At 62.2% G+C, this 15,749-nt stretch carries 13 protein-coding genes; 1 reads left to right on the forward strand and 12 read right to left on the reverse strand.

The features are described from left to right. From I2I01_RS19985 to pseI, 3 genes are read right to left on the reverse strand one after another with little or no spacing between them, the layout of a single operon-like run. The gene (locus tag I2I01_RS19985; protein ID WP_317196902.1) at positions 1-3,336 is read right to left on the reverse strand and encodes a LamG-like jellyroll fold domain-containing protein; all 3,336 of its coding nucleotides are present in this window, start codon (positions 3,334-3,336) and stop codon (positions 1-3) included. 36 nt (positions 3,337-3,372) lie between these two features. Continuing rightward, positions 3,373-4,698 (reverse strand): glycosyltransferase family protein, encoded by a 1,326-nt coding sequence (locus I2I01_RS19990; RefSeq protein WP_211538061.1) that lies wholly within the window; start codon positions 4,696-4,698, stop codon positions 3,373-3,375. Positions 4,699-4,741: 43 nt separating this feature from the next. Next, positions 4,742-5,785, reverse strand: coding sequence for a pseudaminic acid synthase (gene pseI / locus I2I01_RS19995; protein ID WP_196288297.1), 1,044 nt, complete (start codon positions 5,783-5,785; stop codon positions 4,742-4,744). 86 nt (positions 5,786-5,871) lie between these two features. Here pseI and I2I01_RS20000 point away from each other — a divergent pair, with 86 nt between their 5' ends. Then, the gene (locus tag I2I01_RS20000; protein WP_196288298.1) at positions 5,872-6,618 is read left to right on the forward strand and encodes a hypothetical protein; all 747 of its coding nucleotides are present in this window, start codon (positions 5,872-5,874) and stop codon (positions 6,616-6,618) included. A 223-nt stretch (positions 6,619-6,841) separates the two neighbouring features. Here the strand turns inward: I2I01_RS20000 and I2I01_RS20005 are convergent, their stop codons facing one another. The 9 genes from I2I01_RS20005 to pseB form a co-directional block, all read right to left on the reverse strand. Next, complete coding sequence (locus I2I01_RS20005) at positions 6,842-7,516, reverse strand: HAD family hydrolase (RefSeq protein WP_196288299.1); 675 nt, start codon at positions 7,514-7,516, stop codon at positions 6,842-6,844. Positions 7,517-7,523: 7 nt separating this feature from the next. Then, positions 7,524-9,473: an NAD-dependent epimerase/dehydratase family protein gene (locus I2I01_RS20010; RefSeq protein WP_196288300.1), complete on the reverse strand. Its 1,950-nt coding sequence runs from the start codon at positions 9,471-9,473 to the stop codon at positions 7,524-7,526. Then, positions 9,445-10,038 carry a GNAT family N-acetyltransferase gene (locus tag I2I01_RS20015; protein WP_196288301.1) on the reverse strand — a complete coding sequence of 198 codons (594 nt, stop codon included), beginning with the start codon at positions 10,036-10,038 and terminating at the stop codon, positions 9,445-9,447. The genes I2I01_RS20010 and I2I01_RS20015 overlap by 29 nt, the downstream gene beginning before the upstream one ends. A 68-nt stretch (positions 10,039-10,106) precedes the next feature. Further along, positions 10,107-10,853 carry a class I SAM-dependent methyltransferase gene (locus tag I2I01_RS20020; protein WP_196288302.1) on the reverse strand — a complete coding sequence of 249 codons (747 nt, stop codon included), beginning with the start codon at positions 10,851-10,853 and terminating at the stop codon, positions 10,107-10,109. 100 nt (positions 10,854-10,953) lie between these two features. Beyond that, positions 10,954-11,703: a cytidylyltransferase domain-containing protein gene (locus I2I01_RS20025; RefSeq protein WP_196288303.1), complete on the reverse strand. Its 750-nt coding sequence runs from the start codon at positions 11,701-11,703 to the stop codon at positions 10,954-10,956. 7 nt (positions 11,704-11,710) lie between these two features. Beyond that, complete coding sequence (locus I2I01_RS20030; protein ID WP_211538062.1) at positions 11,711-12,517, reverse strand: SDR family NAD(P)-dependent oxidoreductase; 807 nt, start codon at positions 12,515-12,517, stop codon at positions 11,711-11,713. Then, on the reverse strand, positions 12,499-13,416 hold the full coding sequence (locus tag I2I01_RS20035; protein ID WP_196288304.1) for an aldo/keto reductase: 918 nt from the start codon (positions 13,414-13,416) through the stop codon (positions 12,499-12,501). Before I2I01_RS20035 ends, I2I01_RS20030 begins: the two co-directional genes overlap by 19 nt. Next, complete coding sequence (pseC, locus tag I2I01_RS20040; protein WP_196288305.1) at positions 13,406-14,605, reverse strand: UDP-4-amino-4,6-dideoxy-N-acetyl-beta-L-altrosamine transaminase; 1,200 nt, start codon at positions 14,603-14,605, stop codon at positions 13,406-13,408. The genes I2I01_RS20035 and pseC overlap by 11 nt, the downstream gene beginning before the upstream one ends. Positions 14,606-14,675: 70 nt before the next feature. Then, positions 14,676-15,695, reverse strand: a complete 1,020-nt coding sequence (gene pseB, locus I2I01_RS20045; RefSeq protein WP_196288306.1) for a UDP-N-acetylglucosamine 4,6-dehydratase (inverting) — start codon at positions 15,693-15,695, stop codon at positions 14,676-14,678. Positions 15,696-15,749 lie beyond the last annotated feature (54 nt).

Here is a 15,749-nt window from a genome sequence, read left to right on the forward strand (position 1 = left end):
CTAGCGCAGCACTTCCAGCCAGCCCTTGTACACGAAGCCCGTGGCGGGCCGGCGCAGCAGCACGTAGTACACGCCAGGGGCGGCATCGGCGCCCCACTCATTGTGGTAGTTGGCCGTCTGGAAAACGGCGCGGCCCCAGCGGTCGTACACGTCCAGCGCCCAGCCCTCGCCCTTCAGGCCCTGCACCTTGAATTGGTCATTGAGCTTATCGCCGTTGGCCGTCACAATATTGGGCACTTTCAGGCAGGAGGTCACGGCCACTGTGCGGCTGGCGCTTTGCTCGCCGCAGGCCGTGCTCACCCGCAGCGTATAGCGTCCCGCCGTTTGCACCGCAAGCTGGCGGTTGGTGGAGCCGTCCGACCACTGGTAGCGGTACGCCGCGCCAGCCGGCCCCTGCAGAAGCACCTGGTCGCCCTCGCACAGGGTGGTATCGGCGCCGAGGGTGAAAGCCACTGGTGCGCCAATGGCGTTGAGCCGCACCGTGCGGCGGGCCGAAACGATGCAGCCGGTGCCGTAGGTAGCCGTCACGGTGTAGGTACCGGGCTGGGCTATAAAAGCCGATGCCGTGGTAGCGCCCGTGCTCCAACGGTAGGCAATAGCGCCAGCCGCTGTCGCTGTCAGGGTCGTGGTATTGCCAGCGCACACAGTTGAGTCGCCGCTGATGGCAATGCTTGGCACGCCTAAGGCCCGCACTGTGCGCTGCAGCACGCGCACGCAGCCTGAGCCGTAAGTGACGGTCACGCTGTAGGTGCCCGGCAGCACGTTGTAAATGCCCGGCGTGGTGGCGCCGGTGCTCCACCGAAAGGTGGCCGTGCCGCTGGAAACCACGGTGAGGGTGGTGCTGCTGCCGGCGCACAGCACCGAGTCGCCGGTGATGGCCAGCGCGGGCACAGGTACCGCCCGCACCGTGCGGCGAAGCAGGCGTGTGCAGCCATTACTGAAAGTGAGGGTAACCGAATACGTGCCCGGTACCACACTTACCGCGGCCGTGGTAGCCCCCGTGCTCCACCGATAGGCCGCGCTGCCAGCAGTGGCCACGCTGAGCTGCGTGGTGCCGCCGGCGCATATCAGGGAGTCGCCAGTAATGGTGGCGCTCGGTACAGCGTTGAGGCGCACCTCGCGGCGTGCAGATGTGGTACAACCCGTACCATAGCTTACGGTCACGGTATACATACCGGGCTGCGAGATGGTCAGACCCGGCGTAGTGGCGCCATTGCTCCAGCGATAGCCGGTTGCGCCCGGGGCAGTAGCGGTAATCAGAGTACTAGTCCCGGGACAGATGGTAGAATCGCCAGTAATGGCGATGGCCGGTACAGCTAGCGCGCGCACCGTGCGTCGTACCACACGGGTACAGCCGGTAGCAAACGTAGTCGTAACCGTGTAAATGCCTGGCAATGTCCCAGATATGCTTGCAGTGGTGGCACCGGTATTCCAAAGGTAGCCAACTGCGCCATTCGCTGTGGCTGTCAGGCTGGTAGTGGCACCGGCACAAAGCACTGAGTCGCCGGTGATGACTACGGCAGGAATGGGCAGTGCCCGGACGGTACGCCGAAGAATCCGGGCGCAGCCCGTGGCGAAGCTGACCGTGACGGTATATGTACCGGCGGGGACATTGAGGAGCGTGGCCGTGGTGGCGCCATTGTTCCACAGATAGGTGGCTGCCCCTGTGGTGCTAACAGTAAGTTGGGTGGTGGCGTTGCCGCACAGCACAGAGTCGCCGATGATGGCCGCCGACGGTAAGGCAATGAAGCGCACCTGCCGGCGGCTGGTGGTGGTGCACCCTTGCCCATAAGTGACCGTTACGGTGTAAGTTCCGGCCTGGGGCACAGCGAGCGTGGCCGTGGTAGCACCGGTATTCCAGCGGTAGCCCGTGGCGCCGGGAGCGGCCGCCGTCAACAAGGTAGAAGTGCTAGGGCAGAGCAGGGAGTCGCCCGTGATAGTCACCGTTGGGGTTGGCACGGCTTGCACGGTGCGCCTCAACACGCGTGAGCACCCTCCTGCGAAAGTAATGGTGACGGAGTAGGTGCCCGGAACCACGTTCGACAGCGTGGCAGTGGTAGCACCTGTGCTCCACAAAAAGCTGGCACCCGAAGGGGCGATGGCGCTCAGCTGCGTGCTGCTCGTGCCGGCACACAGCACCGAATCGCCTATGATAGAGGCTGGGATGGCGGTGCCTTGCGTGAAGATATATTCGCCCCGGTACAGTGCATTGGGAACCAGCAGCGAAGTGACCGTGGCGGGAAGCTGGGGCGGCAGCGTCCAAGCCAATTCGTTGCTGATGCGAGTGAAGGCATTGCGGCAGGCCGGGCCGGTGCTGGGCCGGAGTCGAAGCGTGTAAGTGTTGGTGGCGTTGGATGTACCGGTCGTAAACACTCCAAAGTAAGGCGGCGCCGATTGGCCCGGTGGCGCAATGGATGGGGCGCTATTGATAGCATAAACATGCACGCCGCGGGCCTGCGCAGACACCCCGCTCACAATGGCTGAATCACCGGTCGCCGTACCCAGGGCCACCTTACTGCCGGCCAGCCAGGTGCTAGGGTAGAGGTTGGCGCTGGCGTCGCCCAGCGGCGCACCAGAGAGGTGCCAAGACCCGCTGATGTTAAGCAGAGCCGCGTTAGTAGGCACGGTGCCATTGTCGATGGCTGCAAGGCCACTGTTTTGGTCGAGTCGATAGTAGGCCACGAGAGAAGCCGGGGCCGTGGCAAACTTGCGGCACATGTTGTCCCGAATTTCGGTGGCCGTGCGTGCTGTGCGCCACACCCGCACTTCGTCGAGGTCGCCGTTAAAATACTGCCCACTTTGCACATCGTAGCAGCCAATAACTAAGGACGTGCTGGTGGTAAGGTCCGATTGAGACGCCGGAAAGGCTGCTGAGTTCTCCAGCACGCCATCCACGTAAATCTGCCAAGTGCTGAAGTTGCACACCCCAGCCAGGTGGTGCCACTTGCCGTCGTCGATACGGGCCGTGGAGGCCCCTGAAGACATGTATTGTCCGATGCCGATGCGACCATTGAAGTAAGCATTACCACCCAGAATGGCGAGGTGGTAGCCTTTCTCTTCTAACAGTGAGTTATAGTATTTTCCCACTATCCACTGGTAGGCGCTGCTGGTTGTTTTTATCCAAGCCTCAACCGTGACCTGATTAGTAACACCTCGGTTGTTGGTGCCGCAGTTAATATAGCTGCTAAAACCGTTGAAAGACAAGGTGTTGCCTGGGCCAGGTAATGTTTGCGCGCGGGCCGATGAGATGCAGTTTGTCAGAAGTATAAAAGCTACAACAACTCTGCATAATGGGCACGTATTAAGAACACGCGTAAAAGTAGACCACATAGGCATAACAGAACTAAGTTGAATTGAATCAAGATAGCAAAGCTACGCCAGCCATTCGGATATGTACCGAAGCGCAAGCACTTGGCTATAACCTTCATATTGTGTTCCGATGGTGGCGTTGTAGTAGGCAGCGCGTCGGAATAGGTCGGTAGGTTTGTCGGCCTGATATTGAAGCAGTAAGGATTTAAGTTCGGTCAGGCTCTGGGCCGCATCTATTAGGCCGTGGGCCACATAGCCATAGTAGTCGTTGACAGCAGCGTGGGCGCTGAAGCGGTAATAGATGCTGGCTAGGTTGAGGAGGGTGGCCTCCAGATGCGTGGAAGTGTCGGCAGCAATCAGGGCATCGTGCTGTTGCAAAAATGCAAACACGTTCTCCCGCTTCGAATCAGACCATTGCAGCGTGGGCAACGCCCGGCCCAACGGGCCAAAATCGCGTGGGTCGCTCGGGTGCGGGCGCAGGGTGAAGGATAAGTCCGGCAACTCTTTTATGAGGTAGGCAAGGGTTTCGGTCAGAGCTGGCAGCGGGTCGTGCACGTTGCAGGCTAGTCCTACCCGCGCCACCGACGGCTTTATGTTCTTCTGCCCCAGAAAAGCATCCGCTTTGGGCATGCCCACTAGCTCTACACGGCCCTGCACCGGACCACACTGCCGGTACTTGTCCAGGGCGTCCTGGCCTTCGAGCAGGCTGAGGTCGAAGCCCAGAGGCGGGAAGCTGGTGCTCACGCTGGCGTGCTGAATGTAGGCCGTGGGCACGCCCTCGGCCCGGCAGGCCAGCAGCAGCGAGCGGGTGTCGTCGTTGTGGTCGTTGGAAAACACCACGGCGCGCGGGCGGTAGTGGCGCAAGGCCCGCCGGTACACCTCGTAGTAGCCGATGGCGTAGAAAATAAAGTCGAAATACCGCCACGCCCGCCGGCCCTCCGAGCGCAGCAGCCCGATGAATACCAGCGGAAATTGCCAGTAATACAGCAGTTTGCGACGCAGTGAAAGCCGATTCACGGCTCCGTTGTAGCGCCCGATGTTCTTGGCCTGCCCGGCCAGCAATACAGCGTCGGGGCGGGCTTCTTTGAGGAAGGAGAGTGCGTCGTAGTTGTTGGCACTCACCACGTAGAGCCACACCTTGTCGTGCAGGTTTTCGGGGTTCTGGATGGGCCGAAAGACGTTGCCCAGCAACCGCAGGCCCGCGTAGCCCAGCACCCGCGCCAGCCGCTTCAGCGGGTTGGCGGGCGAAATGCTGGCCATAGCCGCCGCCGGCAACGACGCATACACGTCGGAAAAGCGCAGCTGCAGGATATCGCGCAGGCGCTTGGTTAGGGTAGGAGGGTAAGAGGGTATGGGGGTAGGAGTCGTTTCTGTTGGCGTAATTGACATGCGTTCGAAACCTGAAATCCTAGCTAAACTAACCCCTCTTACCCTAGATAACGTCCCACGTGAGCGGCGTGCCGGGCTTGAGGGCTTGTGTGGCCTTGCGGCCTAGCACAGTTTCCCAGTGACGCGGCCATAGCCCGTCGCCGGGGCGGATGATTTTCAGGTTGTCCGTCGTCAATTCCTCGCCTGCCGCAATGGGCTTGGCCACGTAGATGCTTCGCTTGTAGAGCCGGCTTTTTTCCTCGCCAGTCTGGATGCAGAGCTGCACGCCGCCCAGCGCCTGGTGGGCGCGCTCGGTTTCCTCCACTAGCAGCTTCAGCTCGTGGGGCTCCAGGGAGAAGGCGGAGTCCACGCCGCCCTCGGCGCGGCTGGTGGTGAAGTGCTTCTCGATGACGCAGGCGCCCAAAGCCACGGCCGCCACGCTGGCACCCACGCCCATGGTGTGGTCGCTTAGGCCAATGGGGCAGCCGAAGGTTTCGGCCAGCACCGGAATGGTGCGCAGGTTAGTGTTGGCGGGGGAGGCGGGGTAGGTGCTGGTGCACTTCAGCAGCACCAGCTCGCGGCAGCCGGCCTCGCGCAGCACCCGCACGGCGTCGTCAATCTCGGCCAGGGTGGCGGCCCCAGTGCTCACAATCACGGGCTTGCCGGTGGCGGCTACTTTGCGCAGCAGCGGCCAGTGGGCATTTTCGAAGGAGGCAATTTTGTAGGCTGGCACGTCCAGCGTTTCCAGAAAATCCACCGCCGTCTCGTCAAACGGGGAGCTGAAGGCCAGCATGCCATGCTGCCGGGCCCGGGCAAATAGCTCGGCGTGCCACTCCCAGGGTGTGTGGGCTTCCTGGTAGAGCTGGTAGAGGTTTTTGCCTTCCCACAGGCTCTGGCCTTCTTCGTCGATGGCGAAGCCAGTGTCCATGGTGATGGTATCGGCGGTGTAGGTCTGGAGCTTGAGGGCATCGACGCCGGCCGCAGCGGCGGCATCCACCAGGGCCAGGGCGCGTTCGAGGCTCTGGTTGTGGTTGCCCGACATTTCGGCGATGATAAACGGCTTGTGCGCGGGGCCGACCAAGCGGCCGCCGATGGTGATTTCGGTCATGTTCAGGTAAAGCCAATATGCTGCGCAAAGGTACTACTTTGGCTAGGCAAGGCTGTTTCGCAATGATTTACTTTGCGGCCTATACCATGACTGTGCGCTCCTTATTACATTTCGTGGCCCGGGTGGCCCGGGCCCATCCGCGCACGATGTGGCGGTTGGCGGGTGGGCTAATGGTTTGGATAGCAATATGCTTTGCGCTGGGCTACCGCCTGCCCTACGTAGACCGCCATCCCGACTGGCGCGGCTTTCCGGCGCTCAGCAACCCGCACTTCGTGGTGGAGGAAATCCCCGATTTCACCTTTGCGCAACGGTACAACCACCGCTTCCCCTACCCAAGCGAAGCGGCCATGGTCGTTAGGCGAGGAAGATTGGTGGGGATGGACAGTGATTCAACGGTGGAAATAACCAGCGGTTATGTTGTCAGGAAAGGGAGGTTGACAGGGATAGACAGTGCCGTAGATATAGAAATAACTAGTGGATGGGAGTTGTATGACAATTACCGCCGCAATCTGAAAAATATCCGCTCGGTTGGCTTTCAGGTGACGGAAAATGAATTTGATTCGGACATTCACATTCACCTCTGGGGAAGCGGCAACGACGTGGGCCGGCCCAGTGAGCCCTGGAGCCCCGGGTTTCGCAAGTTTGGCTACGAATACATGCAGCTGAATTTGGGCGGCGAAACTGCTTATTTCAAAGACGAGCAGTCGTCCCAGTCCACGGCGCTCGATGGTTTCTATCAATACAACGTACCTACCTCGCGGCAAGACACCCTGTACCTGCGCTATGGCCCAACGAAAACCAACTACCGCATATACCTGAGCAAGCAGCCCTAACTGCCTGAACGGGAGTGGGCCGTGACCGTTCGGTACAGGAGCATGACCTCTCCGCGCCCGACCGCCTCTGCCTCACGTTGGGGCCCAAGCTAATGCCCGAACTCGGCTTATGGCTGGGCTGCAAGCGCGCCTTCCGCGACCTGTTTGCTCGGTGAGCATCCGCAGGGCCTGCACCCGGCAACGCTGGCCACAGCCCCTTGCCACAGTAGGCAGTGGTGGCGGTTTAGCGCAATAAATCAGCTACGAATTCCGCCGTCAGCTCATCCAGCGAGTGAATGCGCCGGTCGGCTTCATGGGCCGCATCGGCTTCGTAGTGGGCGTAGTTGCCGCGCAGGATGCGCACCGTGCGAAACCCCAATGGCTTGATGCCCACGAAATCCTTGCGCACGTTGTCGCCCACGTAGATAACCTGGTTGGGTTCGACCTTTTCGCGCCGGCAAATCAGCTGGAACACGTGCGGGTCGGGCTTGGCGCGGTGGCGGCCGTAGCGGTTGGTGAGGTAGGCGTGGCGCACCCGGCCGGCCAGCCCCAGTGCGGCCACCTTGCGGGCCTGCACTTCCTTGTGCCCATCGGTGACGAGGTAGAGCGGCCAGTCGGCGAAGCGCGTTAGGCAACGCTCGGCGTCGGAGTAAAGGCTGAATGTAGGAAGATGCTGGCGGTAGGCGCGCAGGCAGGCGGCTACGAGCGCCTTGCTCCAATGGCCGTGCTGGCGCAGCACATTATCAAATACCTGCCCCCGGCCCTGCGCGGCTTCCTCGGCTATTATGCCGGCCGCCAGCGTCTCGGCCGGCACGCCCAGCAGCGGGCTCAGAAACGCCGCTACTGCCCGAAAGCCGCTGTGTACATAGCTGAGCTCGGGGTAGAGGGTATCATCGAGGTCGAAAACGAGGACGGGCATGGCGTCTTTACACTGCGGTTACCACATCGGCCGCGGCGCGCACCTGGCGCAAAGGCCCAGCAGCCGGCCGGAACGGAAACTGGCTCAAATCGGCCCCGGCGGCTTCCTGCAAAAACCAGAAAAACGAATCGACCCCGGCCGCAACGCCCAGCGTGGAGGCGCCGCCGAAGCGGCAGTTGCACTCAATGAGGTGCAGGCCGCCATCGGACGTGAGCAGGGCTTGCAGCACCAGCGGACCATACAAGCCAAGCTTCTCCACGATGGGAATAAGGCGGGCCACCAATGCCGGGTCGGAAATTGTCGTCGTTACCTGCGACTCGCCGCGCACAATTACATCGCGGGTGCGCGGCACCAGGCCACGCACCTGGCCCGTGCGGTCCACGTAGGCATCCACACTGATTTCCTGGCCGCTGATGAAGGGCTGAAAAACCGGTTCCTCCAGCGAGCGGGCGTGGGCCAGGGCGGCGGCCTCGGGCAGGTTCAGCCCCAGGCTCAGCGAGCCAGCGCCGTGCCGCTCCTTCACCACGAAGCCGGTAGTGCCAAGGCTTTGCGCATTAGCAGCCAGCCCATCGAGCCCCAACGCGGTAGGAATGACGGGCAAGCCGTTTTCGCGGCCAAACACTTCGAATTCAAGCTTGTCGAGGCAGCGCGTCACCGCTTCCGGCTCGCTCACCAGCACGGCAATGCCGGCCTCGGCCAGCGCCGCACGGTGTCGGCTCCAGAAAGCCAGCTCGCCGTCGCGCGTGGGGATGACGTGGGCAATGCCGTGGGCCCGGCAGTGGGTAATAATTTCTTCCAGATGGGCGTCGGCGGTGGCGGGCATCAGCCAGAAATCGTCGGTGAAGTGCCGGGCCAGGCAAGCGGGGTTCATGTCGCCGCCGATGACTTTCACATCGGGGTGCAGACGCTGCGCGGCGGCGCGCACGGCTTGCACCAGCGGCACCTTGGCCGCCACGCTGCTGATGAGCACGTGGCCCGGTGCTTTGGCGGCGGGCGTTTCCTGCCGGGCGCGCTCAAAGGCAATAATTTCGGGAATGGCTTCCTCCAGCGAGGTCGGCGGCAACCAGTCTATCTGGCTGCTCCATAGCGTCATATCGGCCTGCGAAGCTTCAAAAGGAATGTCCGAGGCCACGTATTTGGCGCGCAGGTTTGGGAAGTTTTGCTTCAGCACGTCCACGACGTCGGACACGCGGCGGGCGCGGCCGGTGCCCAGGTTGATGATACCCGTCACGGTTTCGGCGGCGGCCAAGCGGAGCAGGCCCTCGGCCGTGTCGGCGGCGTAGAGGTAGTCGAAGAACGACTCGGCGCCATACACCGTGATTTCCTCGCCGGCCAGCAGCATGCGCACCCAGCGCGAGGTGATGTCGCGTCCGTTGCGCCCGTAGCCGCGGTAAATGCGCGGGATGGCCGTGCTAAACTGCTCCCCCCGGAAGGTTTGCAAAAAGCGTAACTCAATTTCATGGGCCAGTTTGGCCATGCCCGTCAGGTTGCGGGGCAGGATGGGGTCGGTTTCGCGCAGGCTGCGGGGCTGGGCCGGCACTTCGGCGAAGTTGTAGAGCTCGGGGTCGTAGATGAGGTAGCTGCTGGCAAACACCACGCGGCGTAGCGAGTGCAGGTCCTTTTGCACCGTCATGAGGTGGTGGCTGAGCTGCACGTTGTGACGGAAGTTCTCCTCCCAAAAGCCGTAGCTTTCCGTCGAGCGCTCAAAGGTGGCGGCCAGGTGAATGAATACCTCGGGCGCAAACGCGCCAATTTCCTGCTCGGTGAGGAAGTTCAGGTCGCCCTGCCGGTACCTAAAGCGGGCCGGAAAATCGGCGGGCCGGGGCTTGAGGTCGCCCACCAGCACCTCGATGTCGTTGGGCAACGTGGCCAGCCGGCGCACCATTTCCTGGCCGATAACGCCGGCTCCGCCGCTGATAAAAATTCGTTTAAAAGGCAGAGCTAAAGGCTTTGGCATAGTCGGTGGCCAGTTGGCCGTGCATCAGTGAGTCGGCAAAAGTACCCGGCGCGAGCTGTACGTGCTGCCGCAGCCGCCCTTCCAGCCGGAAGCCGCATTCTTCGAGAATGGCCACGTGCGCCGGCCGGATGTCGTAGGTTTCAGTAAACAAGCGGTTGAATTTCAGGCCTTCAAATGCCACCTGCCCCAGCAGCCGCAAGTGCGCCCGAAAGTCCTCCCGATAAGTCGCGGCATCGGCCGCCCGTCCGGGTTCTACCAGGAAGGAGACTTCAGCGCGCAGGTCGGCCCAGGAAATGTGCACGAGGCCGCCATAAGCCACCAACTCGCCGCGGTGCAGCAGCGAAAACAGTAGCTGACCTGGTTGCTCCTGCTCAAATAGAGGCAGCACCACACGCTTGAAATAAGCGTCCTGCTGCTCGGCGCTGAGTGGGGCGGCCTGGCGCAGCACTTGCAGCTGGGCGTTTCGCCAGGCGCGAATGGGCTCCCGGTCTTCGTACCGAATGGGCACGAGCTGGTAGTCCTGCCAGCGGTACTCAGCTTGGGAAAGGGGGCGGTAGGTGGTCATGACAGTAGTTATGAAACGGTCATGCTGCGGTCCGCTCAGCATGACGTATTTAAATCATCATGAAGCGCTTACACCACCAGATATGAAATCAGCGGGTTGAGAGGGCTGCGGCGTAGAGCGTAGTTGGCCACGCCAAACACTTCGTCAAAAGCCAGTGTCTCGCCCGGAAACTCCGGGCAGTTCAGCTCATCAAACGCCACAATGGCGCCCTTGGTCAGGCGCGGCCGGATGGCTTCGAGGCAGGCCTTAGTGGGAGCGTAAATGTCGAAATCGAAATAAGCGAAGGCAATGACGGTTTCGGGGTGGTCGCGTAGATAGCGGGGCACGGTTTCGGAGGCGTCGCCGGCCACCAGTTCAAACTTGCGCTTGTGTGGGATGGGGCTGTCCTGCTCGTGCTGGGCCAGTATTTGGGTCAGGTATTCCTGGTAGTTCTCGGTCACGCCGTAGTCGCCGGCCTTCACCCGGTCCCCGTCCTTGGCATCAACGGACGGAAAGCCGCCAAACGTGTCGAAGCCAATGATTTTGCGGTTGTAGTTGAACGGCTCGTAAATGCCTCGCAACGCGTGCAGCAGCGCCAGGTTCTGGCCCCAGCGCACGCCAAACTCCATGGCCACGCCGTGCACCGGAATGATTTGCTGGTACAGCTCCGTAAAGAACAGCAGGCGCGAGAGCGTCTGCCGGTTCAGGTACAGGCCCAGGTTGTTGAGCAACTCGGTGTTGGGCACCGGCGACTCGCGCAGAGTTTGGGCGAAGTTTTCGCGGCGCGTCTGCTCGGCGGCCGGGGCCCCGCTCAGGACGGAAAAAGGGGAGGACATGAGGGCGAAATCGGAATGAATCGGGGTGCAAAAATGCCACGATATTCTGAGCCTGCCGCGTTCCGTCGCTTTTAACCTTCACGCAACCCCGCTGAGCGGCTTAGGGCTGCACCTGGGCGTTGGCGTTGTTAATGGCGGCCAGCCACGGATGCCGGGCCAGCAGCGCGGGCAGGCCGGCCGGGTCGGTCAGCGAAAAATCGGCCGGCAATTCTGAAAACAGTAGGTGAAGCAGCGCATAGTCGCTGGGGTAATCGACGGTGAGGCGCAGGTCGGCCACGGCGGGCGGCACGGTCAGCGGCAGCGTTTGGAGCCGAAAAAGCTCGGGGTGGCGGCGCAGGTAGGGCGTCACGTGTTCCCGTTCTTCGGGGCGCGTAGCCTCGGCCGCGGCCTGGCGCAGGGCAGTCGTTGTAATCACTTCCACGTTGGTGCCCAGGGGCAAGCCAGTGGTGAGGGTGTAATCGGCTTGGGTGGCGAGGTGGTGGGTTACGGCTGCGCGCATGAAGGCCGGGTCGAGGGCCGGGTTGTCAGACGTGATGCGCACCACTACCTCGGCCTGATGGGCCGCCGCGGCGCCCACAAAACGCGCCAGCACATCCTGCTCATCCCCCCGAAACACACCTACATTCAAGGCCAGTGCGGCCGCCGCCACGGCGTCGTCGGCCGCCAGGGTGGAGGTGGCCACCACTACTTGCGGGCTCGGCACCACTCGCTTGGCACGCGCCACCACGTGCCCCAGCACCGTGGTTTCGGAAGAAAGTGGCAAAGGCAGCAACACCTTGCCGGGCAGACGGGAGGAGTTCATGCGTGCCTGAATGACAACGACGACACGCACGGGCCAGGAAGAAGTCATAGCAAGATTAACGAATGGTCCAGCCGCCGTCCACCACTAGGTTGTGGCCGGTAACGTAATCGGAAGCTGCCGCGCTCAGGTACACAAAAGCCCCGGCCAGGTCTTCGGGCCGGCCGATGCGGCCCAGGGGGTTGCGTTTTTGCAGTTCCGCCACGAAGCCGGCCTCGGCCTGCACGCCTTCAGTCGGAAACGGGCCCGGCGACACGCAGTTCACCTGAATGTTTTCGGGGCCTAGGTAGGAGGCAAAATACTTGGTGAGCTGAATAACAGCCGCTTTGGCGGCGCCATAGTGCGGCGGGTTTAGGAACTGCGGGTACTCGTTGTAGGCGGCAAAATCGGGCGCCACCATGCCGTACATCGAGGCCACGTTGATGATTTTGCCGCCGCCGTTTTCGCGCAGGTAGGGCAGCGCCTCGCGCAGGCAGCGGTAGGCGCTGCCCGCCGACCCGTCGAGGTTGCGGGCAAACTGCTCATCGGTCAGCGCGTCGGGCTGCTGGCCGGCGCCGTACACGGCGTTGTTGATGAGGACGTGCGGTAGTCCGTGCCGCGCCCGGCAGGCCGCCAGCGCCGCCTGCACCGATGGCGTGGATGCCACGTCGCAGCTTTCAAAATGCAGCGCTCCGGCTTGAATTTCCGCAGCAAACGTCTCTTTGAACTGGCCTTCGTCGCGCCCCAACACCACTACCGTGGCCCCATGCGCCAGCAGGCCACGCACCACGCCACGGCCCAGGTGCCCATAGCCGCCGGTAATAAGAACCAACCGGCCGGTCAGGTCGAAAATATTGGCGTATGAGGCTAGGAGCGAGGCGGCCATGTGTAGGGCAAAATAAATTTGGTGGTTTCTTCGGCCAACTGCTGCAGTTCCGGCCGAAGCTGCTCGGCCGGGGCCGTGTAAGCGCCCGCCGCCAGGTTTTCACGGAGGTTGGCCGCGGTATCAACCCCAATAACTGCGCGGGCCACGCCCGGCGCATAAGCCGCAAACAGCAGCAGCAAGCTCGCCAGCGGGATGCCTGCGCGCTGGGCCAGCGCCCGCAACTGCCGGATTTTCGGCGCAAGCGGCGCAAAGAATGCCGGCAGCGTGACTGGGTCGCGCAGCAGCAGCCCTTGCAGGAAAGCCGACCGCACATGCACTTCAATCCCCGCCTGCTGCAAAGCCGGTAGCAATGGCCCAAACCGTTGGTCGAGCACATTGAAAGGTAGTTGCACCAGGCTCACGCCCATGGGGTTGGCCAGCAGCCATTCGGCTTCCTCCGGATGGTAGAGCGACACGCCAATGCGCTGCACCAGCCCCTCCGTCTGCGCATCGCACAATACCTCCCAGGCCGCCGGCTTGTCGCGAAAGCCCGCGAACTGGTGGAACAGCACCCCATAAACCGACGGCTGCCGCAAGCGTTTTAGCGAGGTCTGCAACGCATGCCACACGTGCCCGGCTGGCCCCGCGGCCAGCTTGGTCACCAACTCAAACGGCTTCTGCTCCGGCTGGGCTTGGCTTAGCCAGTGACCCAAGCGGGTTTCGCTGTCGCCGTACGCAGAGGCCGTGTCCAGTAAGGTGATGCCGGCGGCCTGGGCGGTGTGCAGGATTTCGGCCACCGTAGCGTCGTCAGGCCGGCCGGCGGTGTTGTTGATGCCGTAGTCAAGGCCGAACTGCACGGTGCCCAGCGCGAGGCGGCCGGATAAATCCCGGGCATCGGTGGCAACTATATCAGCGGGCATGGGGCGCTTCAACAAACTCCCGGATGCACGCCACCACGTAGTCCTGCTCCGCATCGGTCAGCGTCGGAAACATGGGGATGCTCAGGCAGTGGGCATAATAGTTTTCTACGAGGGGGAAGTCGCCCGCGCGCCAGCCCAGCGCCTCGTAGTAAGGCATGCGGTGCACGGGGATATAATGCACCTGCGCAAATATCTGCTTGGTTTTCAGAAAGTCATACAGCTCGCGCCGCCGTTCTACTTGAATGACGTAGAGGTGGTAGGCGTGGCCGGGCGTGGCTGGGGCCAGCACGGTCACACCGGGCATCGGGGCAAAGGCGGCATCGTAGCGGGCGGCCAGCTGGCGACGGCGGGCCAGGCCTTCATCGGCGCGGGCGAGCTGGCTCAGGCCGAGGGCGCAGTTGAAATCGGGCAAGCGGTAGTTGTAGCCCAGCTCCTGCATCTCCATGTACCAGCCACCATCGGGCTCGCGCACCAGGTCGGCCGGGTCGCGGGTGATGCCGTGGGTGCGCAGGCGCAGCAGGTGGTGGAACAGCTGCTCAGAGTTGGTGGTAATCATGCCGCCCTCGCCGGTGGCAATGTGCTTCACGGGGTGAAAGCTGAAGATGGCCAGGTCGGCAAAGTAGCCGTTGCCGCAGCGCTGCTCCCGGCCCTGGGAATCGATAAAAAAGCCGCCCGGCGCGTGGCAGGCATCCTCAATTATCCAGAGGCCAAAATCGTCGGCCAGCCGACGCGCTTCTTCCAGGTTCACGGCCAGCCCGGCAAAATCCACCGGAATCAACCCCGTGAAATAGCCCTTCGGGTGCGCTTCGAGCAGGGCCCGCACTTTCTGCAAATCAATCAGCCCGGTGGCCGGGTCGATGTCGGCAAAGTGCACCTCGCCGCCGCAGTAGCGCACGCAGTTGGCCGAGGCCGAAAAGGTGAGGGGCGTGGTGATGACGCTCTGCCCGGGCTGCACGTTCAGAGCCAGGGCGCACAGGTGCAGGGCAGCCGTGCCGTTGCTCACGGCCACGGCATACTTAGCCCCGATGTACTCGGCGAAGTGTTTTTCAAACTTGCCCACCGTGGGCCCCTGGGTGAGGTAGTCGGCGTGCAGGGCAGCCACCACGGCGGCCACGTCGGCGTCGGTGATGTGCTGCCGGCCGTAGGGCAGGGGGCGAGAGGGCGTTGAAATGGATGAGCTGTTAGCCATTGGCTGTTAGCTGTTAGCTTGTTCCTAGGAAAATTGACTAGGAGCTGTGGTCAGTCACTAGTCTACAAGATTACACCGTAAAATCGGCGTCCACGTGCAGGCGGATTTCCTCGCGAATCTGCTCCGCATCGAGCCATTCCTCGTTGTTGGCCGAGTCGTAGTAGAAGCCCAGCGGCACGCGCTGCCCGTTGAACTCTTTGATGAATTTCTCCACGTCCCAGGTCGGCATCGAGGGCAGGATGACGTAGTAGCGGTCCAACTCCACAGTGCTGAGGGCGTCGGTTTCCGTTATCATGGCCTCGTGCAGCTTCTCGCCGGGACGGATGCCCACGATGCGCTGCTCGCACTCCGGCCCAATGGCGCGGGCCACTTCCGTGATTTTATAGCTCGGAATTTTCGGCACAAAAATCTCGCCGCCCCAAGCGTGTTCCAACGCGTATAGCACCAAGTCCACGCCCTCTTCGAGCGAGATGTTGAAGCGCGTCATGTCGGGGTGGGTGATGGGCAGCACGCCCTTGTGGCGCTCCTGCAAGAAGAACGGCACCACCGAGCCGCGCGAGCCAATCACGTTGCCGTAGCGCACCACCGAGAAACGCAGGTCGCGGGCGCCCTTCATGTTGTTGGCGGCCACGAAGAGCTTATCGGAGCACAGCTTGGTGGCGCCGTAGAGGTTGATGGGGGCGGCGGCCTTGTCGGTGCTCAGGGCCACCACGTCTTTCACGCCGCAGTCGAGGGCGGCGTTGATAACGTTTTCGGCGCCGAAAATATTGGTTTTGATGCACTCCATCGGGTTGTACTCAGCGGCGGGCACCTGCTTGAGGGCCGCGGCGTGAATCACGATGTCGATACCTTCGCAGGCACGGTGCAGGCGCTGCGGGTCGCGCACATCGCCAATGAAATAGCGGATGGCCGGGTACTTGGCCGGGCTGAACTCCTGGCTCATTTCGTACTGCTTCAGCTCGTCGCGCGAGAACACCACGAGGCGCTTCACCTGCGGAAATTGTTCGAAAACGGTGCGCACGAATTGCTTGCCGAAAGAGCCGGTGCCGCCCGTGACAAGGATGGATTTGTGGTTGAGGTCGAGAGCCATGAAATAGGAGATGCCGAAACAAGACTGCAAAAGTAGTTGAATTAGGGTTGGCGC

The organism is Hymenobacter properus, assembly GCF_015694735.1.
Lineage (GTDB): Bacteria > Bacteroidota > Bacteroidia > Cytophagales > Hymenobacteraceae > Hymenobacter > Hymenobacter properus.

Coding starts and splice junctions, on each gene's coding strand:
- I2I01_RS19985 (WP_317196902.1), bottom strand. CDS start 3,336: ATGCCTATGTGGTCTACTTTTACGCGTGTTCTTAATACGTGCCCATTA.
- I2I01_RS19990 (WP_211538061.1), bottom strand. CDS start 4,698: ATGTCAATTACGCCAACAGAAACGACTCCTACCCCCATACCCTCTTAC.
- pseI (WP_196288297.1), bottom strand. CDS start 5,785: ATGACCGAAATCACCATCGGCGGCCGCTTGGTCGGCCCCGCGCACAAG.
- I2I01_RS20000 (WP_196288298.1), top strand. CDS start 5,872: ATGACTGTGCGCTCCTTATTACATTTCGTGGCCCGGGTGGCCCGGGCC.
- I2I01_RS20005 (WP_196288299.1), bottom strand. CDS start 7,516: ATGCCCGTCCTCGTTTTCGACCTCGATGATACCCTCTACCCCGAGCTC.
- I2I01_RS20010 (WP_196288300.1), bottom strand. CDS start 9,473: ATGCCAAAGCCTTTAGCTCTGCCTTTTAAACGAATTTTTATCAGCGGC.
- I2I01_RS20015 (WP_196288301.1), bottom strand. CDS start 10,038: ATGACCACCTACCGCCCCCTTTCCCAAGCTGAGTACCGCTGGCAGGAC.
- I2I01_RS20020 (WP_196288302.1), bottom strand. CDS start 10,853: ATGTCCTCCCCTTTTTCCGTCCTGAGCGGGGCCCCGGCCGCCGAGCAG.
- I2I01_RS20025 (WP_196288303.1), bottom strand. CDS start 11,703: ATGACTTCTTCCTGGCCCGTGCGTGTCGTCGTTGTCATTCAGGCACGC.
- I2I01_RS20030 (WP_211538062.1), bottom strand. CDS start 12,517: ATGGCCGCCTCGCTCCTAGCCTCATACGCCAATATTTTCGACCTGACC.
- I2I01_RS20035 (WP_196288304.1), bottom strand. CDS start 13,416: ATGCCCGCTGATATAGTTGCCACCGATGCCCGGGATTTATCCGGCCGC.
- pseC (WP_196288305.1), bottom strand. CDS start 14,605: ATGGCTAACAGCTCATCCATTTCAACGCCCTCTCGCCCCCTGCCCTAC.
- pseB (WP_196288306.1), bottom strand. CDS start 15,695: ATGGCTCTCGACCTCAACCACAAATCCATCCTTGTCACGGGCGGCACC.